Here is a 19,474-nt window from a genome sequence, read left to right on the forward strand (position 1 = left end):
CCCTCCTCGAAGGAGTCGTGTTGATCCCCATCGTCCCGGGCGCGGACGCGCCCCTGCTGCGCACCGCGTTCAGCTGCTTCCCCAGCGGGGTGACCGCGCTGTGCGCGCTGGTGGACGGCGTGCCCGCCGGCATGGCGGCGAGCTCGTTCACCTCGGTCTCGCTCGACCCGCCGCTGGTGTCGGTGTGCGTCGCCAACGCGTCGCGGACGTGGCGGCGGCTCGCCGCCGCGCCGCGCCTCGGCGTCAGCGTGCTCGGCGCGGACCAGGGCCCGGCGTGCCGGGCCCTGGCGGGGCGGGAGGCCGACAGGTTCACCGGTCTGCCCCTGCACACCGCGGAGAGCGGCGCGGTGCTGCTGCGCGGCGCGCCCGCGTGGCTCGAGTGCGCGGTCGAGGACGTCGTCCCGGCCGGAGACCACAGGATCGTGCTGCTGCGGGTGTGCGCGGTGGACGCCGAGCCCGACCGCTCGCCCCTCGTCTTCCACGCCAGCGGGTTCCGGCGACTGGCGGCCGCGTGATGGCGGCGCGGCACGTCCTCGTCGTCGGCGCGGGGCTCAACGGGACAGCGACGGCCTGGCAGCTCGCCCGGCGCGGCGTTCAGGTGACCCTGCTGGAACGCGACATACCCGCGGGAACGCAGGGCAGTTCGCACGGTTCGTCGCGGATCTTCCGGTACGCCTATACCGACCCCCTGTACGCCGATCTGGTCCGGCGGGCGCGGGCCGACTGGACCGACCTTGAGGAGGTGTCCGGCGTCCCCCTCCTCACCGCGCACGGCGCGGTCGACCACGGGTCGGGACGGGACGCCGCCCAGCTCTCGGCACTGCTCGGCTCCCTGGGCGTCCGCAACGAGGTGCTGTCGGCGGAAGCCGCGCGGGAGCGCTGGCCGCACATGGTGTTCCAGACGCCCGTCCTGTTCCACCCGGACGCGGGCGCGCTCAACGCGCGGCTCGCCGCCGAGACGATGGCGTCGCTCGCGGCGGCGTCGGGCGCGGACGTGCGGACCGGCGCTGAGGCCGTCGCCGTCCGGCGGACCGAGCGGGGATTCGCGGTGGACGTCGTCACGGGGTCGTCCAGCGCGCTGGAGGAGACGCTGTACCCGACGGACGTCGTGGTGGCGGCCGGGGGTTTCCTCCCCCGGCTGCTGCCGACGCTGCCGCTGCCCGCCGAGTTCGTCAGGCGGCTGCCGCCCTTCCGGGTGCGCAAGGAGCAGATCTTCCACTTCCGCTGGCGCGACCCGGACGCCGCATGGCCCACCTTCATCCACAAGGAGCCCGGCATGCAGACCTACGGGCTCCCCGGCGGCGCGGACGCCGACTTCGCCGGGATCAAGGTCGCCGAGTTCGACGGCGGCCCCCTCATCTCCTCGGCCGCCGACCCCGACCGCTCGATCGACCCGGACAACCGCGCCCGCGTGACGGCGTATGTCCGCGAGTTCCTCCCCGGCCTCGACCCCACGCCTTACGCCGAGGCGGCGTGTCTGTTCACGCCGACCCCCACCGAGGACTTCGTCATCGACACCGCCGACCACCTCACCCTCCAGGCCGCCTGCTCGGGCCACGCCGCCAAGTTCGCCCCTCTCCTGGGCCGCCTGACCGCCGCGCAGGTCCTGGGCGACGAGCCCGTCCCCGCCCGTTTCCGCCCCTGCTCGGCCTGACCCCCGGAACCCCCTCCGGGCCGGTGCGGTGCTCCGCCCGGCCCGGAGGGCCCACGTCAGCGGTATCCGGACGCGACGGGGAACTCGGCGTTGAGGAAGTACGCGCCGAGTTCGTGCTGTTTGTAGGCGACGGGGTCGTGGAGGGTGAGGGTGCGCAGGTCGCGCCAGAAGCGGCCGAGCGCGTGGGTCGTGGCGGTGGAGCGGGCTCCGGTGAGGTCGAAGAGCGCGGAGGACGCCGCGAGGGCGGCTTCGGTTGAGGTGATCTTGAGGCTCGCGACGGTCTCTGCCACGGAGGCACGGTCGGCCGGGGTCGCCGCCGCGCCCCTGGCGTAGAGCCAGGCGAGCGCGTGCTCGGCCCGGTCCGCCAGCGCGGACAGCGCCTGGAGGCGTGCCACGTGGACGCCGTATCCCTGCAGGATGAACGGCTCGTCGGTGGCCTTCTCGACCAGCGAGTGGTACCAGGGCCGGGTGTGGGCGCGCGTGTAGGCGGCGGCCTCCAGCAGGGCCCCTTCGGCGGCGGCGAGGTGCAGGACGCCGAAGATGAGCTGGAAGTTGAGCACGCCGAGCGCCTGGTGCGGCTCGGGCGGGGCCTGCAGGGGGCCGAGGTCGGCGAGGATCGCCTCGTCGGAGATCTCGACGTCGGTGAGGGTGATCTCGCGGCTCGCGGTGAGCCGCTGCCCGAGGACGTCCCAGTCGCCGGTGTAGGCGATCCCGTCGGCGGCGGCGTCGAGGACGACGGCGAGGGCATGGCCGGTCTCGGCGTGCACGACCCTCGTGAAGATCCTGTCGCAGACCGGCGCGCCGGTCGCGAAGCCGCTGTCCCCGGTGACGACATGGCCGCCCTCCACCGGGATCAGCTTGGGGAACCCCGCGCGGTTGTGCCCGGGGGACGCCCACAGCAGCCCGAGCGCGGCGGTCTCGCGGAGCTGCCGGTCGGCCTCGGGCGTCCCGAGGTGTTCGAGCACCCGCAGCCACGCGTAGTGGTAGGCGAGGATGTGCGCGATCGAGGTGTCGGCGCGGCCGATGACCCGCGACACCTGGAGGCCGACGCGCCAGGCAGCGCCCGTCCCGCCGAACTCCTCGGGGACGGTCAGCGCGAGCAGGCCGTGCGCGCGCAGCAGCGCCACCTCGGCGTGCGGCGCGAGGTTCGCCGCGTCGCGTTCGACGACGTCGGCGCGCAGCTTCGCGGCCACCTCGGCGGCGACGCCGGTCCAGTGCAGCAGTTCCGGGTCCCGCTCGACGCTCGGGTCGGGGACGAGGTCAAGGCCGCTCACTTCTTCACTCCCACGATCCACGAGTAGGCGGGGGCCGCCTGGTTCACCAGGTGGTCGCCTACGACACGTTCCTTGTAGATGACCGGGTTGTGCACCGCGAGGGTGCGGGCGTTGCGCCAGTGCCGGTCCAGCGCCCTGCCGCGCTGCACGGTCGAGGCACCGCCGGTCTCGAACAGCAGGTTCGCCGCCCGCAGGACGGTGTCGGCGACGGTGATGTGCGCCTGGGACGCGGCGATCTCGGCGGCGTCGTACGCCTCCTGCGGCACCTCGCCGACGGCCCTGCGCGCGTTGATCGACTCAAGGCCCGCGACCGCGGCGAGCGTGGTCGCCTCGGCGGAGAACGCCAGCGCCGACAGCCGGCCGACGACCTGCTGGACGAGCGGGTCGGCGGCCGGGGACGTGCCGCTGCCGTGGCTGAACACGCGCTCGCGGCCGCGCACGTAGGCGACGGCGTCGCGGACGACGGCGCGGCCGATGCCGCTGAGCGCCGCCAGGTGGAAGAGCTGGTAGAAGGCGATCATGTAGCTGGGGCCGCGGTCGGCGAACCAGAACACGTCGTCGGGGTCGACCTCGACGCCGTCCAGGACCGTGGTGCCCGAGGCGGTGAGGCGCTGGCCGAACCCGTCCCAGTCGTCGATCCGCGTGACGCCCTGGGCGTCGGCGGGCACGAGCGCGAAGCCCTGCTCCTCCTCACCCCGCCTGGCCAGGACCGCGATCCAGTCGGCGTACAGGCTTCCGGTGCTGTAGTGCTTGGTGCCGCGCAGCGTCAGGGTCGGGCCGTCGCCGGTGAGCTCGGTCGCGACCGCGCCGAGCGCGCCGCCGCCGACCTCGGTCGTGGCGTTGCCGATGACCGCGCCCGCGCCGATCCGCTTCAGCCAGCGTTCGCGGGCCGCGGTGTCGGGGTCGTGCAGCCGCTCTTCGAGCAGGCCGAAGTGGGCGCGCAGGATCTGCGGCAGGTTGGAGTCGGCCTCGCCGAGCTCGATCAGCAGCCGGAACAGCTGCGACACCGACGCGCCGGACCCGCCGAACTCGACGGGCACCCTGACCGCGCCGAACCCCGCCTCCTTCAGCCACGCGACGGGCTCGTGGGCGAGGTCGCGGTGGAGCTCCCGGTCCACCGCGCCTTCGGCGATCCGCGCGAACACCGGACGGAACCGCGCCGCGAGCGCCTCGTACGCCTCCTCGTCGGAAAGTGTGCTCATCGTGCCTCCTTGAAAGCGCCGCGGTGCCGCGCGGCGGGGTGCCTGTCGTTGACGAGGTCGGCGCCGAACAGCTTGCGGCGCAGCGACCCTTCCGCGTACTCCTCCTTGGCCAGTCCGCGCTTGCGCAGCACGGGCATCACGTGGTCGATGAACTCCTGGTAGGACGACGGAAGCCGCCAGTTGACGACGTTGATGCCGTCCACGCCGGCGTCCTTCCAGACCTGGAGGCCGTCGGCGATCTGCTCGGGGGTCCCGACGATCCGCGCCCGCTTCGCGAGGATCGCCGCGAGGTCGGCGACGACCGGCTCACGGTCGGTGATGCTGCGGCGCAGCCACTCGAGGATGCCCTTGCTCGCCTCGGTCTCGACGGCGGCGAGCGGCGTCTCCGGCGGGTAGACGGTCCCGTCGGGGCGGGTGCCGAAGTTCATGTGCGCGAGCAGGCCCTCGGCGCTGATGTACTCCTCGAGGTCGGCCTCCTTGCGGCGCGCCTCCTCCTCGGTGCTGCCGACGACGAAGGAGATGCCCTGGAAGAACTTGATGTCGGACGCGAGCCGTCCCGCCTCGACCGCGAGCCGCCGGGTGTCGGCGATGCCCTCGGCGGCGACCTCGGGGCTCGGCGCGGCGATGAAGACCGCCTCGGCGTGCCGGGCGGCGAAGGCGCGGCCCGCGTCGGACGCCCCCGCCTGGAACAGCAGCGGCGTGCGCTGCGCCGACGGCGACGGCAGGTGCGGCCCCTCGACCGAGTAGTACTCGCCCTTGTGCCGGATCTTGTGGATCTTGGACGCGTCCGCGTAGATCCCGCGCTCGCGGTCCTTCAGGAGCGCGCCGTCGTCCCACGAGCCCTCCCAGAGCTGGTAGGCGACGTCGACGTACTCCTCGGCCCTGCGGTACCGCTCGTCATGCGGGATGAGGCCGGGCAGCCCGAGGTTGCGCGCCCCGTTCTCCTGGGTGCCGGTGACGATGTTCCAGGCGATCCTGCCCTTGGAGATGTGGTCGAGCGTGGAGATCTGCCTGGCGAAGGTGAACGGCGGCATCTGGAGGATGCCGCTGGTGTAGGCGAGCCCGAGGTGCTCGGTGTTGACGGCGAGGGCCGACAGCAGCACGGCCGGGTCGTTGCTCGGGATCTGCAGCCCGTGCCTGGCGTAGACCTCGTAGTCGCCGTCTCCCGGCCCGTACAGGCCGGACACGTCGGCGAAGAAGATCGCGTCGAAGCGGCCGGCTTCGAGGCGCTTGGCGAGGTCGATCCAGAAGCCGACGTCCTCGAAGTCGACCTGGCCGGAGTCGGGGTGCCGCCACTGGCCGTGCTGGATGTGCGACGCGGTGTTCATGACGAACGCGTTGAAGTGAAGGGTCATCCTCTGTCCTTCGTAGGGGAGGGCGTCACGGGGGGTAGGGCGTCACGCGCCCGTGAGGCGTGGCGCGGCGGCGAGCAGCCCCCGCGTGTAGGGGTGTTCCGGCGCGGTGAAGACGCGCTCGGCGGGGCCCGACTCGACTATCGCGCCGTCGGCCATCACCGCGACGTCGTCGCTGACGTGCTGGACGACGCCGAGGTCGTGCGAGATGAACAGGCAGGCGAGGCCGAGGGTGCGCTGGATCTCGTCGAGCAGGTCGAGCACCTGCGCCTGGACCAGCACGTCGAGCGCGGACACCGGCTCGTCGCAGACGAGCAGCTCGGGTTCCGGCGCGAGCGCGCGGGCGATCGCGACGCGCTGGCGCTGCCCGCCGGACAGCCGCAGCGGCCTGCGGTCGAGCACCGACGACGGCAGGCCGACCGCGTCGAGCAGTTCGCCGATGCGCGCCCTGTGCTTCGCCGGGTTGGTGGTCCTGCCGCCGCTGACGGCGTCGGCGAGGATGCGCCCGACGGTGTGGCGCGGGTCGAACGAGCCGAGCGGGTCCTGGTAGATCGCGCCGATCCGGTGTCTGCCCGGGCGGCGTTCGGGCTCGGTGAGCGCGCTCCACGGGCGGCCGGCGAGCCTGATCTCGCCCGCGTCGGGCCGGACGAGGCCGAGCACCATGCGCGCGGTCGTGGTCTTGCCCGAGCCTGACTCGCCGACGAGCCCGAGGGTCCTGCCGCGCCGCAGCGCGAAGGACACGTCGCGCACGACGGGCCTCGGCACGCCGTTCGGGCCCGGGTAGGACTTGGCGAGCCCCGTGGCGCTGATGATCTCCTCGTCGGGGACCGCGACGGGCGGGGTCCGCTCGGCGGTCTCCAGGCGCGGCCCGGACAGCGGGACGCCGCGCGGCCTGTCGCCGGGGATCGCCGCGATGAGCCGCCGGGTGTAGTCGGCGCGCGGGTCGGCGAGCACCCGGGCGGCCGGGCCGTGCTCGACCACGCGGCCGTGGTGCATGACGGCGATGTCGTCGGCGATCCTGCCGACCACGGCGAGGTCGTGGCTGATGAGCAGGACCGCGGTGCCCGCCTCCTTCAGGCCGAGCAGCAGTTCGAGTATCTGTTCCTGGACCGTCGCGTCGAGGGCCGTGGTGGGCTCGTCGGCGATGAGCAGGGGCGGGTCGAGCGCGATGGCCGAGGCGATGAGCGCGCGCTGGCGCAGCCCGCCGGACAGCTCGCCGGAGCGTTGCGCGGCGCGCTCCTCGGGGCGCGGCACCCCCGCGGCGGTGAGCAGCTCGACCACCTTCGCGCGGCGCTGCGCGCGCGTCAGCTTCGTGTGCCTGGCCAGGGCGTCGCCGATCTCCCTGCCGACCGGCCTGAGCGGGTCGAGGGAGACGAGCGCGTCCTGGAGCACGAGGCCGACGGCGGGACCGCGCAGGTCGCGCAGCCCGCGCGCCGACAGGCCGAGGACGTCCTTGCCGAGCACGCGCAGGGTGTCGGCGCGGACCTCGGCGCGCGGCCCGGCGAGGCCGAGCACCGAGCGGGCGGTGACGCTCTTGCCGGAGCCCGACTCGCCGACCAGGGCGAGGCAGCGGCCGCGCGTGAGCGTGAGCGACACGTCGGAGACGGCTTCGGCCTTGCCGAACGTGACGTTCAGGCCCGCGATCTCCAGGACCGGATCGGATGGCTTGGTCATGTCAGGTCTCCCGTGCGCGGTTCTGGAAGGAGCGGCCGAGCAGCGTCAGCGTCGCGGCGGTGACCACGATGAACACGCCGGGGAAGACCGTCAGCCACCAGGCGTTCGCGATGTAGCCGCGGCCCGCCGCGAGCATCGCGCCCCACTCGGTGTTCGGCGGGGTGACGCCGAGCCCGAGGAAGCTGAGCGAGCACGCCCACACCACGGCCTGCCCGACGCCGAGGGTGGCGAGGACGAACAGCCGTGACGCCATGTTCGGCAGGATGTGGCGGCGCAGCGACGTCCACCGGCTGCGGCCGAGCACCGTCGCGGCCTCGGCGTATCCGGAGGTGCGCGCGCTGATGACCTGGGTGCGGATGAGCCGCGCGTATCCGGGCGCGGTCGCCAGCCCGACGGCGATGCCCGACGGGACCACGCCGCCGCCGAGCACCGCGACGAACAGCAGCGCGAGCAGCAGCCCGGGCACCGCGAACAGCACCTCGAGCACCCGGCCCACCGCGAAGTCGAGGGCGCGGTTGCCGAGCCCGGCGAGGGTGCCGAGCAAGACCGCGAGGCCGAGCCCGACGGCCATCGCCAGCAGCCCGATCAGCAGCGACGACCTGGTGCCGTGGATGACCCTGCTGAACGCGTCGCGGCCTGACTCGTCGGTGCCGAACCAGTGGGTCCACGACGGGCCCTGGAACGCGTCCGACGGCGTGATCTCGTACGGGTCGTAGGGGGCGAGGACGCCGGGCGCGACCATCGCCACGAGCAGCAGCACCACGAGCACCGCGCCGATCGCCTCGGCCGGGCCGATCGCCCTGAGTCGCGTCACCATGCCGCCGCCTCCGAGGGACGCGAGGCGGCCTTCAGCCTGGGGTCGGCGATCCGGTCGGCGGCCTCGGTCGCGAACGTCACGAGGATGTAGACGACCGCGATGACCAGGACCACCCCGACGATGACGGGGATGTCGCCGTCCAGGACCCCGCTGAGCAGGGTCCTGCCGAGCCCGGGCCGGGAGAACAGCGTCTCCACGACCACCGCGCCGCTGACGAGCGAGCCGAACGCCCAGCCCGACAGGCTGATCGCGGGCAGCGCCGCGTGCCGCAGCGCGTGCACCAGCCGGACCCGGGTCTCGGTCTCGCCGCGCGCCCGCGCCGAGAGGGTGAACGGCGCGTCGAGCGCGGCGAGGAACGACTCGCGCATCACCTGGCCGAGGAACCCGGCGAGCGGCAGCGCGAGGCTGAGCACCGGCAGGACGAGCCCCGCCGCGCCGGGCGCGCTGATCGGCGGCAGCCAGCCGAGCCCCACGCTGAACACGAGGATGAGGACGCTGCCGAGCCAGAAGTGCGGGACGGCGACGGCGGTCACCTCGAGCAGCGAGCCGAGCGCGGTGCCGAGCCTGCTGTCGCGGGTCGAGCCGAGCGCGACGAGCACCGCGACCGCCCATGCGACCGCGAGCGACAGCGCGGCGAGCACGAGCGTGCCGGCGAGGGTCTGCCCGATGATCTCCGTCACCGGCGTCTTCAGCGCGTAGGACGCGCCGAGGTCGCCGTGCAGGAGGCCGCCGAGCATGTCGGCGTACTGGGTGAGCAGCGGCCTGTCGAACCCGTACTCGGCCCTGATCTGGGCGAGCTGTTCCGCGGTGGCCTTCGAGCCCGACCCGCCGAGGACCGCCTCGGCGGGCTCGCCCGGAATGGCGTACGCGCCGAACCAGGTGAGCGTCACCACGGCCCAGAGCACGAACACCACGCCGAGCACGCGGGCTAGGACGCGTCCCATCAGTCGTCGATCCAGGTGTCGTAGAAGTACGGCATGCTCAGCGACGGCAGCAGGCGCAGGCCGCGGACCTTGGACTGGTAGCCGAGCCGGGTCTGCTGGTCGTAGATCGGCAGCACGTAGTGGCCGTCGGACAGGAACTGCTGCGCCTGGCGGTAGAGGTCGGCGCGTTCGGCGTCGTCGGAGCTCTCGCCGGCCTTCTCCAGGATCGCGTCGAGTTCCGCGCTCTTCAGCCGCACGTTGTTGGCGTGGTAACCGCCCGGCGTGTCCTCGGCGTTGGCCGCGGCGGTCGAGGTGATGCGCAGGACGTCGGCGGAGTTCTTGGTGTAGTAGATCGGGATCGCGTCGTAGTCCCAGTTGTAGTTCTTCACCCACCACTTCGCGGTCTCCAACGGCTCGAGCTTGACGTCGAAGCCGACCTTCTTCGCGGTCGCCTGCACCTGCTCGTAGAAGCCAGGCTCCAGCGGGATCGCGTTGGCGTAGGGCAGCGTGACGGTCAGGGTCTTGCCGTCCTTGGTGCGGAACCCGTTGGCGTCCTTGGCGGTCCAGCCCGCCTCGTCCAGCAGTTTGGCGGCGGCGTCGGGGTCGTAGGCGTGCTTGACGGTGTCGGCCCGGTAGCGGGTCGCGGAGCTGAGCGGGGACTTGGCCTGCTCCACGGTCCCGAGGTAGACGCTGGACAGCGCGCCCGCGACGTCGATGGAGGAGAAGAACGCCTCGCGCACCTTGGCGTCGTCGAACGGGGCGCGGCCGATGTTCAGCTTGATCTCGACGGGCTCGCCGGGCCGCGCCTGGATCAGCGTCTTCAGCGTCGGGACGTTCGCGGCGGCGACCGCGTTCTGCGGCTCCAGGACGTCGACCACGTTCACCTGGCCGCTCTGCAGGGCGGCGAACCGCGAGGTACCGTCCTGCACGAACCGCCAGACGATCTTGTCGAGGTAGGCCGGGCCGCTGTGCGAGGCGCCGGGCGGCGGCGTCGAGTACGACTCGTTGCGGACGAGCGTGACGTTGTCCTGCTTCGTCCACGACTCGATCTTGAACGGGCCGGTGCCGACCGGGGCCGCGCAGTTCTCCTCGAGGCTCCGCTTCAGCGCGGTCGGCGACTCCATCGGCAGCCAGACCTGCGACAGGGACTCAAGGAGCGCGCCGTCGGGCTGCCTGAGATCGATCCGGACGGTGAACTCGCCCGTCGCCTCGACCTTGGCGACCTTCGACAGCGCGAGCCGGCCCGTGGTCGACTGGGTGGCCGGGTCAAGGACGCGTTCGATGTTCACCTTGACGGCGGCGGCGTCGAACGGGGTGCCGTCGGAGAAGCGCACGTCCTCGCGGAGGTCGACGGTCCAGCTCAGGCCGTCGTCGGCGACCTTCCATGCGGTGGCGAGCCACGGCAGGATCTCGCCCTTCTCGTCCTGGTAGAAGAGGCTCTCCAGGTACTGGCTGCCGAGCAGGGCCTGGGGGACGTTGCCGCGGCTCTGCGGGTCAAGGCAGGTCGGCTCGTCGTCGCCGGTGGCGTAAACCAGGGTGCCGCCCTGCTTGGGCGTCTGGCTCGCGGCGTCCTCGCCGCCGCCGCCTCCACCGCACGCGGCGAGCAGCACCGTGCTGAGGAGGGCGACGGACAGCGAGGGAAGGGTTCTGCGCATTTTCTGGGTCTTTCCGGGATTTCAGCGGGAGGGGAGGAACGGGACGTTGGTGGCGGACGGGGACGTCGCGGCATTGCCGGTGATGAGGCCGCGGGTGTTGAGGATGGGGAGGACGCCTTCGCCGAACCAGTAGAGCTCTTCGAGGTGGGGGTAGCCGGACAGGACGAACTCGTCGATGCCGAGGGCGGCGTATTCGGCGATGCGGTCGGCGACCTCGGTGTGCGAGCCGACGAGCGCGGTGCCCGCGCCGCCCCGGACGAGGCCGACGCCCGCCCAGAGGTTGGGGGAGATCTCCAGGGCGCGCGCGTCGCGCCAGTCGCCGGTCCTGCGGTGCTCCTCGTGCAGGGCGCGCATGCGGGCCTGGCCGGTGGACTCGCTGCGGGCGAGGCTGGCCTGGGCGGCCTCCACGACGTCCTCGCCGAGCGCGCCGAGCAGCGCGCCCGCGCGGGCCCACGCCTCCTCAGCGGTGTCGCGGGTGATGACGTGCAGGCGGATGCCGAAGCGGATCTCGCGACCGCGCTCGTCGGCGAGCTTGCGGATCCAGGCGATCTTCTCGGCGACGGCGGCGGGCGGCTCGCCCCACGTCAGGTAGACGTCGGCGTGGTCGGCGGCGACCGGGCCCGCCGCGGCGGAGGAGCCGCCGAAGTACAGCGGCGGGACGGGGTCGGGCAGCGTCGGCAGCGCGGCCTTGTCGATCTTCAGGTGGACGCCGTCGTGGCTGACGGTCTCGCCCGTCCAGAGCCGTCGGACGACCGACAGGAACTCGTCGGCGCGGGCGTAGCGGTCCTCCTTGCCGAGGTGGTCGCCGTAGGCGCGCTGCTCGTGCGCCTCACCGCCGACGACGACGTTCAGCAGGATGCGGCCGGGGGCGTGCGCGGAGAACGTCGCGGCCATCTGGGCGGCGAGCGTCGGGCTGACGAGTCCTGGCCGGAACGCCACGAGGAACCCGAGCTTGTCCGACTCGCGGGCGAGCATCGCCGTCGTCAGCCACGCGTCCTCGCACCACGCGCCGGTCGGGGTGAGCGCGCCGACGAACCCGAACTCCTCGGCGGCGCGGACGATCGAGGACAGGTAGCCGATGGTGGCGCGGCGGTCGCCCGCCGCCTGCCCGGCGAACGAGCCGTGCCCGCCGCCGACGATCAGCCGGGAGTCGCCGTAGGTGGGCAGGAACCAGTGGAACGCGAGACTCATGTCTTTCCTTCGGGTCGGGGGGCGGGGTGCGGACGGGGGTCAGAGCAGGCCGTGGCGCGGCGGGGCGGTGCCGTCGAGGAGGTGGCGGCCGATGTGCTGGACCTTCCAGCGGGCCGGGTCGTGCAGCGTGTGGGTGCGGGCGTCGCGCCAGAAGCGGGACAGGTTGAGCCCGGCGAGCGCGCCGCGCGTCCCGGCGAGCTCGAACAGCGCGGATGACGCGTCAACGGCGGCCCTGGCCGTGGCGACCTTGGCGACGGCGGTGGCGATCGACGCGTGGGCGGTGTTCGCCTCGTCCGGGGCCGAGCGTGCGGCGTCGACGGCGACGGCCGCCTCGCGCAGCAGCGCCTCGGCCGCGCGCACGGTGATCTCCAGCTCGCCCGCCTGCTGGACGAGCAGCGGATCGTCGGCGGCCCGGTCCGCGCCGCTCTCGAACCAGGGCCGGGCGCGGGCCACGTGCTTGACCGCCTCGTTGAGGGCCGCGCGGGCGATCCCGGCGTCGAGCGCGGCGTGCAGGACCTGGGCGAAGGAGCCGTAGGCGGTCGGCACGGCGAAGATCTCGGTGTAGGGGACGACGGCCTGCGCGTCGACCTCGACGCCGGTGAGCCGGACCGTGCCGCTGCCGGTGGTGCGCTGGCCGAGCGCGTCCCAGTCGTCCTCGATCGTGACGCCGTGGGCGTCGGCGGGGATGTAGGCGACCGCCTTGCGCGGCGGCTCGCCGGGAGCGTGCGGGAGGACGGCGCGGACGACGAGCCAGTGGGCGAACAGGGAGCCGGTGGCGTAGAACTTCTCGCCGTCGAGGACGTAGCCGCCGCGGCCGTCGGGGGTGAGCGTGGTGGCGTCGTCGGTGATGGTGCGGCCCGCGCGCTCGGACTGGGCGTTGGCGAACCGGCGTCCGGCGAGGGCCTCGGCGAAGAACCTCGCCTGCTGTGCCTCGGTGCCGCGCAGGCGCAGCGCCTCGAGGAAGACGAAGTGGCTGTGCGGGATCTGGGCGATGCTCGGGTCGGCCTCGGCGAGGAGCCGGAAGACCTCGGTGAGCACGGGGACGGTGACGTCAGGGCCGCCGAGGTGGGACGGGACGGTCAGGCCGAAGATTCCGGCGTCGGAGATGGCGTCGAGTTCGCGGTGCGGGAGGCGGCGGTCGAGGTCGCGGGCGGAGGCTTCTTCGGCGAGGCGGGCGGCGAGGTCACGGGCGACGTCCACGGCCTGCGCGCCGGTGCGGATCAGCGCGGCGCTCACGCGGCGAGCCTTCGGAACGTTCCACCGTGGAACACCAGGGGCTCGACGGCGGCGTCGCCCGCGTAGTCGTGGATCTCCAGGACGACGATCTCGTGGTCGCCCGCCGGGACGCGGCGCTCGATCGAGCAGTCGAACCAGGCGGCGGCGTCGTCGAGGAGGACCGCGCCCTGGCCGGTCTCGCGCCAGGACAGCCCGGCGAAGCGGTCGCCCTCCTTGGCCGAAAGCCTGCGGCAGGCGTCGCCGTGGTCCGCGCCGAGCACGCTGACGCCAAGGCGCGGGGCCCGGGACAGCACCGGCCAGGTCCGCGAGTCGGCGCCGACGCACACCGACACCAGCGGCGGGTCGAGCGAGACCGAGGTGAACGAACTCGCGGCGATGCCCACCGGATTCCCGTCGATCCGTGCGGCGAGCGCCGTGACGCCGCTGGGGAACGCGCCGAGGACGTCGCGCAGATGCCGCGCCGAGGCGGCGGTGGATGCGCTCATGGGTGGCCTTTCTTTGCGGGTGGGAAGCAGGGCTTGGCATGCGGTGACGGCTCGGGACCCGCCGCACGCCACGGCCCGTGGTCACCGAGGGTGACGATCTCCCGATCCGTTTCGGTCGACCGGCCCACGACCTGCGCCGACCTATTTCATACTTCTCAGGTGGACATGGTTAATATTGTCCCGGCTCTCACGCAGGGTCAAATAGGCGTTGCCAAGTGGGCGGTAGGGAATCCCTTGTACCGACAGGAGCGGCATGCGGATCGAACAGCTCGAATACCTCGCGGCGGTCACCCGCCTCGGCTCGCTGCGCCGGGCCGCACAGGAACTGCACGTGTCCCAGCCCGCGCTCAGCGAGACGATCCGCAACCTCGAACGCGAGCTGTCGGTGACGCTCCTGGACCGCAAGAGGTCCGGCGCGCGGATCAGCGGCGACGGCCGTGAACTCCTCCCCTACATCACCGGCGTCCTCGAGGCGGTGGACCGGCTCAACCGGGCGGCCCGCCAGCAGCACCTGAGCAACCGGATGGTCCGGCTCGGGACGGTCAACGCCGCGACCGTCTCGCTGCTCGCCCCCGCCGTCAGCGAGTTCCGGCGGACCCACCCCGAGACCAAGGTCGAGGTGCTGCCCGCCCAGCAGGTCGACATCCACCGCTCACTCCTGGAAGGCGGCCTCGACCTCGGGCTCGTCAACGTCCTCGCGGGGGACGACCCGCCGCACGACCTCGACAGCACCCTGCTGCTGCGCGGCCAGGTCGTCGCCTGCGTCCGCGCCGACAGCCCCCTTGCCGCGCTCGACGCCCTCACCACCGACGACCTGCTCACCGAGCCCCTGATCGTCATGCGGGCGGGCTACCTCATGCACCGCTACGTCCACCGGCTCTTCGACGGCCGCGTCCCGTTCTCCTACTCCACCGACGGCGCGGAGATGGGCAAGCTCATGGTCGCCGAAGGCATGGGCGTCACGCTCCTGCCCGACTACAGCGTCCGCGGCGACCCCCTGGAACGCTACGGCGCGATCACCACCCGTCCCCTCGCCCTCCCCCAGACCGAGGTCCAGCTCCTCCTCCAGGGCCGCCCCTCCCCCCGCATGCCGGGCGCGGTCCGCGACCTGCACCGGCAGCTCGTCCACCACGCCCACAAACTCCCCGCGGGCACCGCCGACCTCCGGTAAGCGCTGCCGGTCCTCCTGCTTTCCGCGGCGCTTGTGGCGGGGTGCTCGGCGTCCGGCTGCGTGAGGGCGTCAGGGCTCCCGCACGGCCTCCCCGACGGCGTCCTCCTTGACGGGGTCGCCGTCCAGGTCGACCGGGGTGAGGGGGTGGGTCGCCGGGCCGTGCAGGACCGAGCCGTCGAGGGCGAAGCGTGAGCCGTGGCAGGGGCAGTCCCAGGTGCGTTCCGCGTCGTTGAAGGCGACGAGGCAGCCGAGATGGGTGCAGACCGCCGAGACGGTGTGGGGGTGGCCGTCGAGGTCGCGGGAGACGGCGACGGGATGGCGGCCGAAGTGGGTGACGCGGCCCTCCCCCGGGCTGAGGGCGTCGGGGTGGCCGTCGGGGCGGAACGCCGACGGGTAGTCGACGGCGTAGTGCTTCGCGGTGTGCAGTCCGAGGCCGACGAGGTGCGCGGCCGACTGCCGGATCGTCGCACGGCTGGGGTCGAAAAGCCCGGAATACTCGCTTTCGACGCCGGTGATGAGGTCGGTGAGCAGATGTCCGGCGAATGTGCCGTTCGTCATGCCCCAGAAGCCGAAGCCCGCCGCGACCCACAGCCGGTCGGCGAACGGGTGGTAGCGGCCGATGTAGGGCAGCCGGTCGAGCGAGGTGTTGTCCTGGGACGCCCACTGGTAGGGGAAGCCGGAGACGCCGAAGGTCATGTTCCCCCACTTGGCGAGCCTGGCGAACCTGTCCTGGACGGGTCCTTCCTCACCGGGCGGGTAGCCCTCGCCGCCGACGATCAGCATCGACCCGTCGCCGTGCGGGGTCGCCCGGACCGTGTGCCCGCTGTCGGCCGAAATGTACATGCCGGGCGGCTCGGCGGACGCCGCGACCGGCGTCGCCATGAGGAGCGTGCGGCGCGGTTCGAGCCGCGCGAAGTAGACGCCCCGGTCGAACACCGGATAGTGGGTGGTGACGACGACGTCGCGCGCCTCGACGTCGCCCGCGGTGGTGTGCACGGTCCCGCCGGACAGGCCGGTGGCGCGGACGCCCTCGTGGATCGTGCCGCCCGCCGCGACCAGCCTGTCGGACAGCGCGTGCAGCCAGCGGCGCGGATGGAACTGGCCCTGCCCGGCGAACCTGACCGCGCCGGTGACGGCGAACGGCAACCCCGTCTCGGTGACGTACTCGGCGGGCAGTCCCAGCGACGCGGCCGCCTCGGCCTCCGCGCGCAGCTTCTCGGCGGTGTCGCCGGTCTCGGCGTAGACGTAGGAGTCACGCCGTCTGAAGTCGCAGTCCACGTCCCATTCGGCGACCCGTCCCGCGATCCATTCCACCGCGCCCTGCTGCGCGCGCGCGTAAAGCTCGGCCTTGTCCTTGCCGAAACGCCGGATGAGGTCGGCGTAGATGACGTTGTGCTGCGCGGTCACCTTGGCGGTGGTGTGGCCACTGACCCCTTCGGCCACCCGCGCGGCCTCAAGGACGGCGACCGTACGCCCGGCCCTGGCGAGCAGGTAGGCGGTGGTCAGCCCCGCGATGCCCGCCCCGAGGACGACGACGTCGGCCTCCTTCGGCGGCGGCGTCGCGCCGCCCGTCCACGGCTTCTCGCTCGCCACCCAGTACGAAAGCTTCGCGTCCCCCGCCCCGCCCATGTCACCCCGTCCTTTCACGCCAGGCCCCCGGTCGGCTTCCCCTACCCCTTCCCTGCCGCCCGCCGACCGACCCGCGTGTTTTCGGAGGGTTCACTCCGCCGCACCCGTCCCCGTTGATCACCGGAATGCGCTTTCATACCTTTCCCTCACTACTATTAGTGAGATGACCGATTTGTTCGGGCTGCCCAAAGCCGAGCTCCACCTGCACATCGAGGGCACCCTCGAACCCGAGCTGGCCTTCGCCCTGGCCCGCAGGAACAAGATCGCCATGCCGTTCGGGTCGGTCGAGGAGCTGCGGGCCGCCTACCGGTTCCAGAACCTCAGCTCGTTCCTCGACGTCTACTACGCGGCGATGGCGTGCCTGCGCACCGAGGACGACTTCGCCGACCTCGCCCGCGCCTACCTTGACCGCGCCGCGGCCCAGGGCGTCCGGCACGCGGAGATCTTCTTCGACCCGCAGGCGCACCTCGGGCGCGGCGTCCCCCTCGAAGCCGTCATCGACGGGCTCACCGCGGCCCTCGCCGAGGCCGAGCGCGACCACGGGATCAGCGGCGGCCTCATCCTGTGCTTCCTGCGCGACATGCCCGCCGCGGAGGCCGACGCCGTCCTGACCGCCGCGCTGCCGCGCCGCGCCGACCTGCTCGGCGTCGGCCTGGACTCCGCCGAGGTCGGCAACCCGCCCGAGCGGTTCGCCGAGGTGTTCCGGCGGGCCAGGGAGGCCGGGCTGCGGGCCGTCGCGCACGCGGGCGAGGAGGCCCCGCCGGAGTACGTCTGGCAGGCGCTCGACCTGCTCGGGGTCGAGCGGATCGACCACGGCATCCGCGCGGTGGAGGACGCTGCGCTCGTGGACCGACTCGCCGCCGAGGCCGTCCCGCTGACGGTGTGCCCGCTGTCGAACGTCAGGCTCAAGGCCGTCGCCGACCTCGCCGCCCATCCGCTCCCCGAGCTGATCGAGCGCGGTGTCGCGGTCACCATCAACTCGGACGATCCCGCATATTTCGGCGGGTACATCGGCGACAACTTCAAGGCGGTCGCCGACCAGTTCGGCCTCTCCCCCGACGCCGCCGCGACGCTCGCCCGGACGTCCTTCACCGCGTCCTTCCTCGAACCGGCCCGCGAACGCGTCCTCCTCGCCGAGGTCGACGCCTGGGAAGCCGCCCAGGCGTGACGCCGCACCCGCGCCGCCGCCCGATGTAACGTCACGCCCGTCTCCCGCCAAGAAGTACAAACGGCACACAGTGGGAGGCGTTGGATGGGTGATGAGCGGCCCGAGCCGGACGGCGTCGCCGCGATCGGGCGGGACCCCGACGCGCTCGAGGCGTTCTACCGGCGTCACGTCGCCGAGGTGACGGGGTTCGTGGCGCGGCGCGTCGCCGACCCGCACACGGTCGACGACCTGACCACCGAGGTCTTCCTCGCCGCGATCGAGGCGGCCGACCGCTACCGTCCCGGCCGTGGCGCGCCGCGCGCCTGGCTGCTGGGCATCGCGCGGAACCTCGTCGCCGCCGAGTGGCGGCGCAGGGCGGGCGACCTCGACAAGACGCGCCGGGAGGGCAGCCGCCGCACGCTGGACGACGACGACATCTCCCGCCTTGAGGAGCAGATCGACGCGGAACGGGCGTCGCGGGCGCTGCACGCGGTGCTCGCGACGCTGCCGCCGAAGCTGCGCGGGGTTGTCGAGCTCGTTGACCTCGACGGGTTGTCGCTCGCGGAGGCGGCCGCGGCGCTCGGCGTCCGGGACGGGACGGCGCGGGTCAGGCTGCATCGGGCCAGGAAGGTGTTGAAGGCGGCGTCGGCGCCGTCGCGTGACGGGGTGGTCGTGGTGAAGGGAGCCGGGTCATGAGCGACGTCGGAAAGGCCCCGCTGGCGGGCTACCAGGAGCGGCGGCTCGCCGAGCTGCGGGCGGTGGTCGAGGCGCGGGCGGCGGAGGGTTCCGCCCGCCGCCGGTTCACGCGGCGTCGGCCGGTGTGGGCGGTGGCCGTCGCGGCTTGTGCGCTCGGCGCGGCGGTCGTGGTGCTGCCGGAGGGCGCGCCGCCCGCGTACGCGGTGACGCGCGAGCCGTCCGGGCTGGTGACGGTGAAGGTCACCGAACGCGTCCTCGACACGCGCGACGCCGCGGCGCTCTCCGACGAGCTCGCGCGGCTCGGCGTGCCAGGCTTCGTGTTCTCGCTCCCCGAGCGGACCGTGTGCGCGCAACCGCACGCCGAGCTGGTCGACCTTCCGGCGAACGTCTACGAGATGCCCGACGGGCTGTACACCGTGCCGCGCAACCTGCCGGGCGAGGACGGCGGATGGCAGATAACGATCAACCCCGCGCACTTCAGGCCGGGCCAGGTGCTCGTCTGGACGCTGACGACGTCGGGGATCTTCAACCCGCGCGGCCAGCGGGTCGGATCGGCGACGTCGACCGGGACTTACCTGACGACGGGGCGCGTCATCCCCTGCGCGCCGCGTCCGGTGCCGTCCGACCACCCGGCCGGGTCCACCGGCGGCTACATCGAGTTCGGCCCCTCCTCCTGAACCGTGCGCGATGGATCTTGGACGGCGAGATGTCCAATCTGGATCTTGGGCTTTACCTCGATCGCGGTAGGAACCGCTCAAAGGGGTCACAGCGGGTGGCCGTGCGGATTCCGTCTGAGAGCGTCGGAGTGGGGAGAAACGGATGGTGCTTGGCAAGGGAAGCCGGACCTGGCGGGCGGTCGGAGCCGTCGCGGTCTCGGCAGGGGTCGTCCTCGCGGGCGTAGGCGGACACGCGGCCATCGCGGACCCCTCACCCTCCCGAAAAGGCGAACACGACAAAACCCACAAACCCCAAAGCGACAAGTCCCCCACCCACCACAACCGCGACAAGGAAGGCGACCGCCCGCGCACACACACCCACAACAAGAACCACGACCGCCCCCGCAACAGCGCCCACGACGACGACCGCAGCGGACCACGCGCACCCGGTCGCGACAAAGACCGCGACCGGCCGCGCGGGAGCGGCCGCGACGACGACCGGGACGGGCCGCGCTCGCACGGCCGCGACGACGATCGCGACCGGCCACGCTCACACGGCCGCGACGAAGAGCGCGGCGGACCGCGCGCCCACGGCCGGGACAAGGACCACGATCGACCGCGCGCACACGGGCACGACAAGGACGAGCACGGGCCGCGCGCGCACAGCCGGAACAAGGATCGCGACCGACCGCGCGGGCACGGCCGGGACAAG

At 73.0% G+C, this 19,474-nt stretch carries 18 protein-coding genes; 6 read left to right on the plus strand and 12 right to left on the minus strand.

Annotation, left to right across the window (positions count from 1 at the left end; genetic code table 11):
• Positions 1–20 precede the first annotated feature (20 nt).
• Complete coding sequence (locus tag R9X44_RS21185; protein ID WP_319815965.1) at positions 21–515, plus strand: flavin reductase family protein; 495 nt, start codon at positions 21–23, stop codon at positions 513–515.
• Positions 515–1,654 (plus strand): FAD-dependent oxidoreductase, encoded by a 1,140-nt coding sequence (locus R9X44_RS21190; protein ID WP_319815966.1) that lies wholly within the window; start codon positions 515–517, stop codon positions 1,652–1,654. Before R9X44_RS21185 ends, R9X44_RS21190 begins: the two co-directional genes overlap by 1 nt.
• Before the next feature lie 56 nt (positions 1,655–1,710).
• On the opposite strand, the gene R9X44_RS21195 is transcribed toward R9X44_RS21190, so the two are convergent.
• The 10 genes from R9X44_RS21195 to R9X44_RS21240 are packed head-to-tail and all read right to left on the minus strand — an operon-like array spanning position 1,711 to position 13,463.
• On the minus strand, positions 1,711–2,928 hold the full coding sequence (locus R9X44_RS21195) for an acyl-CoA dehydrogenase family protein (RefSeq protein WP_319815967.1): 1,218 nt from the start codon (positions 2,926–2,928) through the stop codon (positions 1,711–1,713).
• On the minus strand, positions 2,925–4,130 hold the full coding sequence (locus R9X44_RS21200) for an acyl-CoA dehydrogenase family protein (protein ID WP_319815968.1): 1,206 nt from the start codon (positions 4,128–4,130) through the stop codon (positions 2,925–2,927). The genes R9X44_RS21195 and R9X44_RS21200 overlap by 4 nt, the downstream gene beginning before the upstream one ends.
• A complete protein-coding gene (locus tag R9X44_RS21205; protein ID WP_319815969.1) occupies positions 4,127–5,485 on the minus strand; it encodes an LLM class flavin-dependent oxidoreductase in 1,359 nt (452 codons plus the stop codon). The genes R9X44_RS21200 and R9X44_RS21205 overlap by 4 nt, the downstream gene beginning before the upstream one ends.
• A gap of 42 nt (positions 5,486–5,527) precedes the next feature.
• The gene (locus R9X44_RS21210) at positions 5,528–7,156 is read right to left on the minus strand and encodes an ABC transporter ATP-binding protein (RefSeq protein WP_319815970.1); all 1,629 of its coding nucleotides are present in this window, start codon (positions 7,154–7,156) and stop codon (positions 5,528–5,530) included.
• Between the two features lies 1 nt (position 7,157).
• Positions 7,158–7,973, minus strand: a complete 816-nt coding sequence (locus tag R9X44_RS21215) for an ABC transporter permease (protein ID WP_319815971.1) — start codon at positions 7,971–7,973, stop codon at positions 7,158–7,160.
• A complete protein-coding gene (locus R9X44_RS21220; protein WP_319815972.1) occupies positions 7,967–8,917 on the minus strand; it encodes an ABC transporter permease in 951 nt (316 codons plus the stop codon). The genes R9X44_RS21215 and R9X44_RS21220 overlap by 7 nt, the downstream gene beginning before the upstream one ends.
• A complete protein-coding gene (locus R9X44_RS21225) occupies positions 8,917–10,551 on the minus strand; it encodes an ABC transporter substrate-binding protein (protein WP_319815973.1) in 1,635 nt (544 codons plus the stop codon). The genes R9X44_RS21220 and R9X44_RS21225 overlap by 1 nt, the downstream gene beginning before the upstream one ends.
• A 21-nt stretch (positions 10,552–10,572) precedes the next feature.
• Complete coding sequence (locus tag R9X44_RS21230; protein WP_319815974.1) at positions 10,573–11,742, minus strand: LLM class flavin-dependent oxidoreductase; 1,170 nt, start codon at positions 11,740–11,742, stop codon at positions 10,573–10,575.
• 39 nt (positions 11,743–11,781) lie between these two features.
• Positions 11,782–12,978 (minus strand): SfnB family sulfur acquisition oxidoreductase, encoded by a 1,197-nt coding sequence (locus R9X44_RS21235; RefSeq protein WP_319815975.1) that lies wholly within the window; start codon positions 12,976–12,978, stop codon positions 11,782–11,784.
• A complete protein-coding gene (locus tag R9X44_RS21240) occupies positions 12,975–13,463 on the minus strand; it encodes a flavin reductase family protein (RefSeq protein WP_319815976.1) in 489 nt (162 codons plus the stop codon). Before R9X44_RS21240 ends, R9X44_RS21235 begins: the two co-directional genes overlap by 4 nt.
• A gap of 253 nt (positions 13,464–13,716) precedes the next feature.
• Between R9X44_RS21240 and R9X44_RS21245 the strand changes: the two genes are divergently transcribed.
• The gene (locus tag R9X44_RS21245; protein WP_319815977.1) at positions 13,717–14,634 is read left to right on the plus strand and encodes a LysR family transcriptional regulator; all 918 of its coding nucleotides are present in this window, start codon (positions 13,717–13,719) and stop codon (positions 14,632–14,634) included.
• A 69-nt stretch (positions 14,635–14,703) separates the two neighbouring features.
• Here R9X44_RS21245 and R9X44_RS21250 read toward each other — a convergent pair whose 3' ends face one another.
• Complete coding sequence (locus R9X44_RS21250; protein ID WP_319815978.1) at positions 14,704–16,263, minus strand: FAD-dependent oxidoreductase; 1,560 nt, start codon at positions 16,261–16,263, stop codon at positions 14,704–14,706.
• A 163-nt stretch (positions 16,264–16,426) separates the two neighbouring features.
• Here R9X44_RS21250 and R9X44_RS21255 point away from each other — a divergent pair, with 163 nt between their 5' ends.
• The 3 genes from R9X44_RS21255 to R9X44_RS21265 all read left to right on the plus strand — a co-directional run bounded on the left by R9X44_RS21255 (position 16,427) and on the right by R9X44_RS21265 (position 18,783).
• On the plus strand, positions 16,427–17,431 hold the full coding sequence (locus R9X44_RS21255; RefSeq protein WP_319815979.1) for an adenosine deaminase: 1,005 nt from the start codon (positions 16,427–16,429) through the stop codon (positions 17,429–17,431).
• Between the two features lie 84 nt (positions 17,432–17,515).
• Positions 17,516–18,106 carry an RNA polymerase sigma factor gene (locus R9X44_RS21260; RefSeq protein WP_319815980.1) on the plus strand — a complete coding sequence of 197 codons (591 nt, stop codon included), beginning with the start codon at positions 17,516–17,518 and terminating at the stop codon, positions 18,104–18,106.
• Positions 18,103–18,783 (plus strand): hypothetical protein, encoded by a 681-nt coding sequence (locus tag R9X44_RS21265; protein ID WP_319815981.1) that lies wholly within the window; start codon positions 18,103–18,105, stop codon positions 18,781–18,783. Before R9X44_RS21260 ends, R9X44_RS21265 begins: the two co-directional genes overlap by 4 nt.
• Before the next feature lie 529 nt (positions 18,784–19,312).
• Here R9X44_RS21265 and R9X44_RS21270 read toward each other — a convergent pair.
• Positions 19,313–19,462 carry a hypothetical protein gene (locus R9X44_RS21270; protein ID WP_319815982.1) on the minus strand — a complete coding sequence of 50 codons (150 nt, stop codon included), beginning with the start codon at positions 19,460–19,462 and terminating at the stop codon, positions 19,313–19,315.
• Between the last annotated feature and the right edge of the window lie 12 nt (positions 19,463–19,474).

The organism is Actinocorallia sp. A-T 12471 (assembly GCF_033875155.1).
Taxonomy (GTDB): Bacteria; Actinomycetota; Actinomycetes; order Streptosporangiales; family Streptosporangiaceae; genus Actinocorallia.

Excerpts from the sequence above, each read along its gene's own strand:
- R9X44_RS21230 (WP_319815974.1), bottom strand. The coding sequence starts at position 11,742 with ATGAGTCTCGCGTTCCACTGGTTCCTGCCCACCTACGGCGACTCCCGG.
- R9X44_RS21190 (WP_319815966.1), top strand. The coding sequence starts at position 515 with ATGGCGGCGCGGCACGTCCTCGTCGTCGGCGCGGGGCTCAACGGGACA.
- R9X44_RS21240 (WP_319815976.1), bottom strand. The coding sequence starts at position 13,463 with ATGAGCGCATCCACCGCCGCCTCGGCGCGGCATCTGCGCGACGTCCTC.
- R9X44_RS21205 (WP_319815969.1), bottom strand. The coding sequence starts at position 5,485 with ATGACCCTTCACTTCAACGCGTTCGTCATGAACACCGCGTCGCACATC.
- R9X44_RS21255 (WP_319815979.1), top strand. The coding sequence starts at position 16,427 with ATGACCGATTTGTTCGGGCTGCCCAAAGCCGAGCTCCACCTGCACATC.
- R9X44_RS21215 (WP_319815971.1), bottom strand. The coding sequence starts at position 7,973 with ATGGTGACGCGACTCAGGGCGATCGGCCCGGCCGAGGCGATCGGCGCG.
- R9X44_RS21250 (WP_319815978.1), bottom strand. The coding sequence starts at position 16,263 with ATGGGCGGGGCGGGGGACGCGAAGCTTTCGTACTGGGTGGCGAGCGAG.
- R9X44_RS21220 (WP_319815972.1), bottom strand. The coding sequence starts at position 8,917 with ATGGGACGCGTCCTAGCCCGCGTGCTCGGCGTGGTGTTCGTGCTCTGG.
- R9X44_RS21265 (WP_319815981.1), top strand. The coding sequence starts at position 18,103 with ATGAGCGACGTCGGAAAGGCCCCGCTGGCGGGCTACCAGGAGCGGCGG.
- R9X44_RS21260 (WP_319815980.1), top strand. The coding sequence starts at position 17,516 with ATGGGTGATGAGCGGCCCGAGCCGGACGGCGTCGCCGCGATCGGGCGG.
- R9X44_RS21210 (WP_319815970.1), bottom strand. The coding sequence starts at position 7,156 with ATGACCAAGCCATCCGATCCGGTCCTGGAGATCGCGGGCCTGAACGTC.
- R9X44_RS21245 (WP_319815977.1), top strand. The coding sequence starts at position 13,717 with ATGCGGATCGAACAGCTCGAATACCTCGCGGCGGTCACCCGCCTCGGC.
- R9X44_RS21200 (WP_319815968.1), bottom strand. The coding sequence starts at position 4,130 with ATGAGCACACTTTCCGACGAGGAGGCGTACGAGGCGCTCGCGGCGCGG.
- R9X44_RS21225 (WP_319815973.1), bottom strand. The coding sequence starts at position 10,551 with ATGCGCAGAACCCTTCCCTCGCTGTCCGTCGCCCTCCTCAGCACGGTG.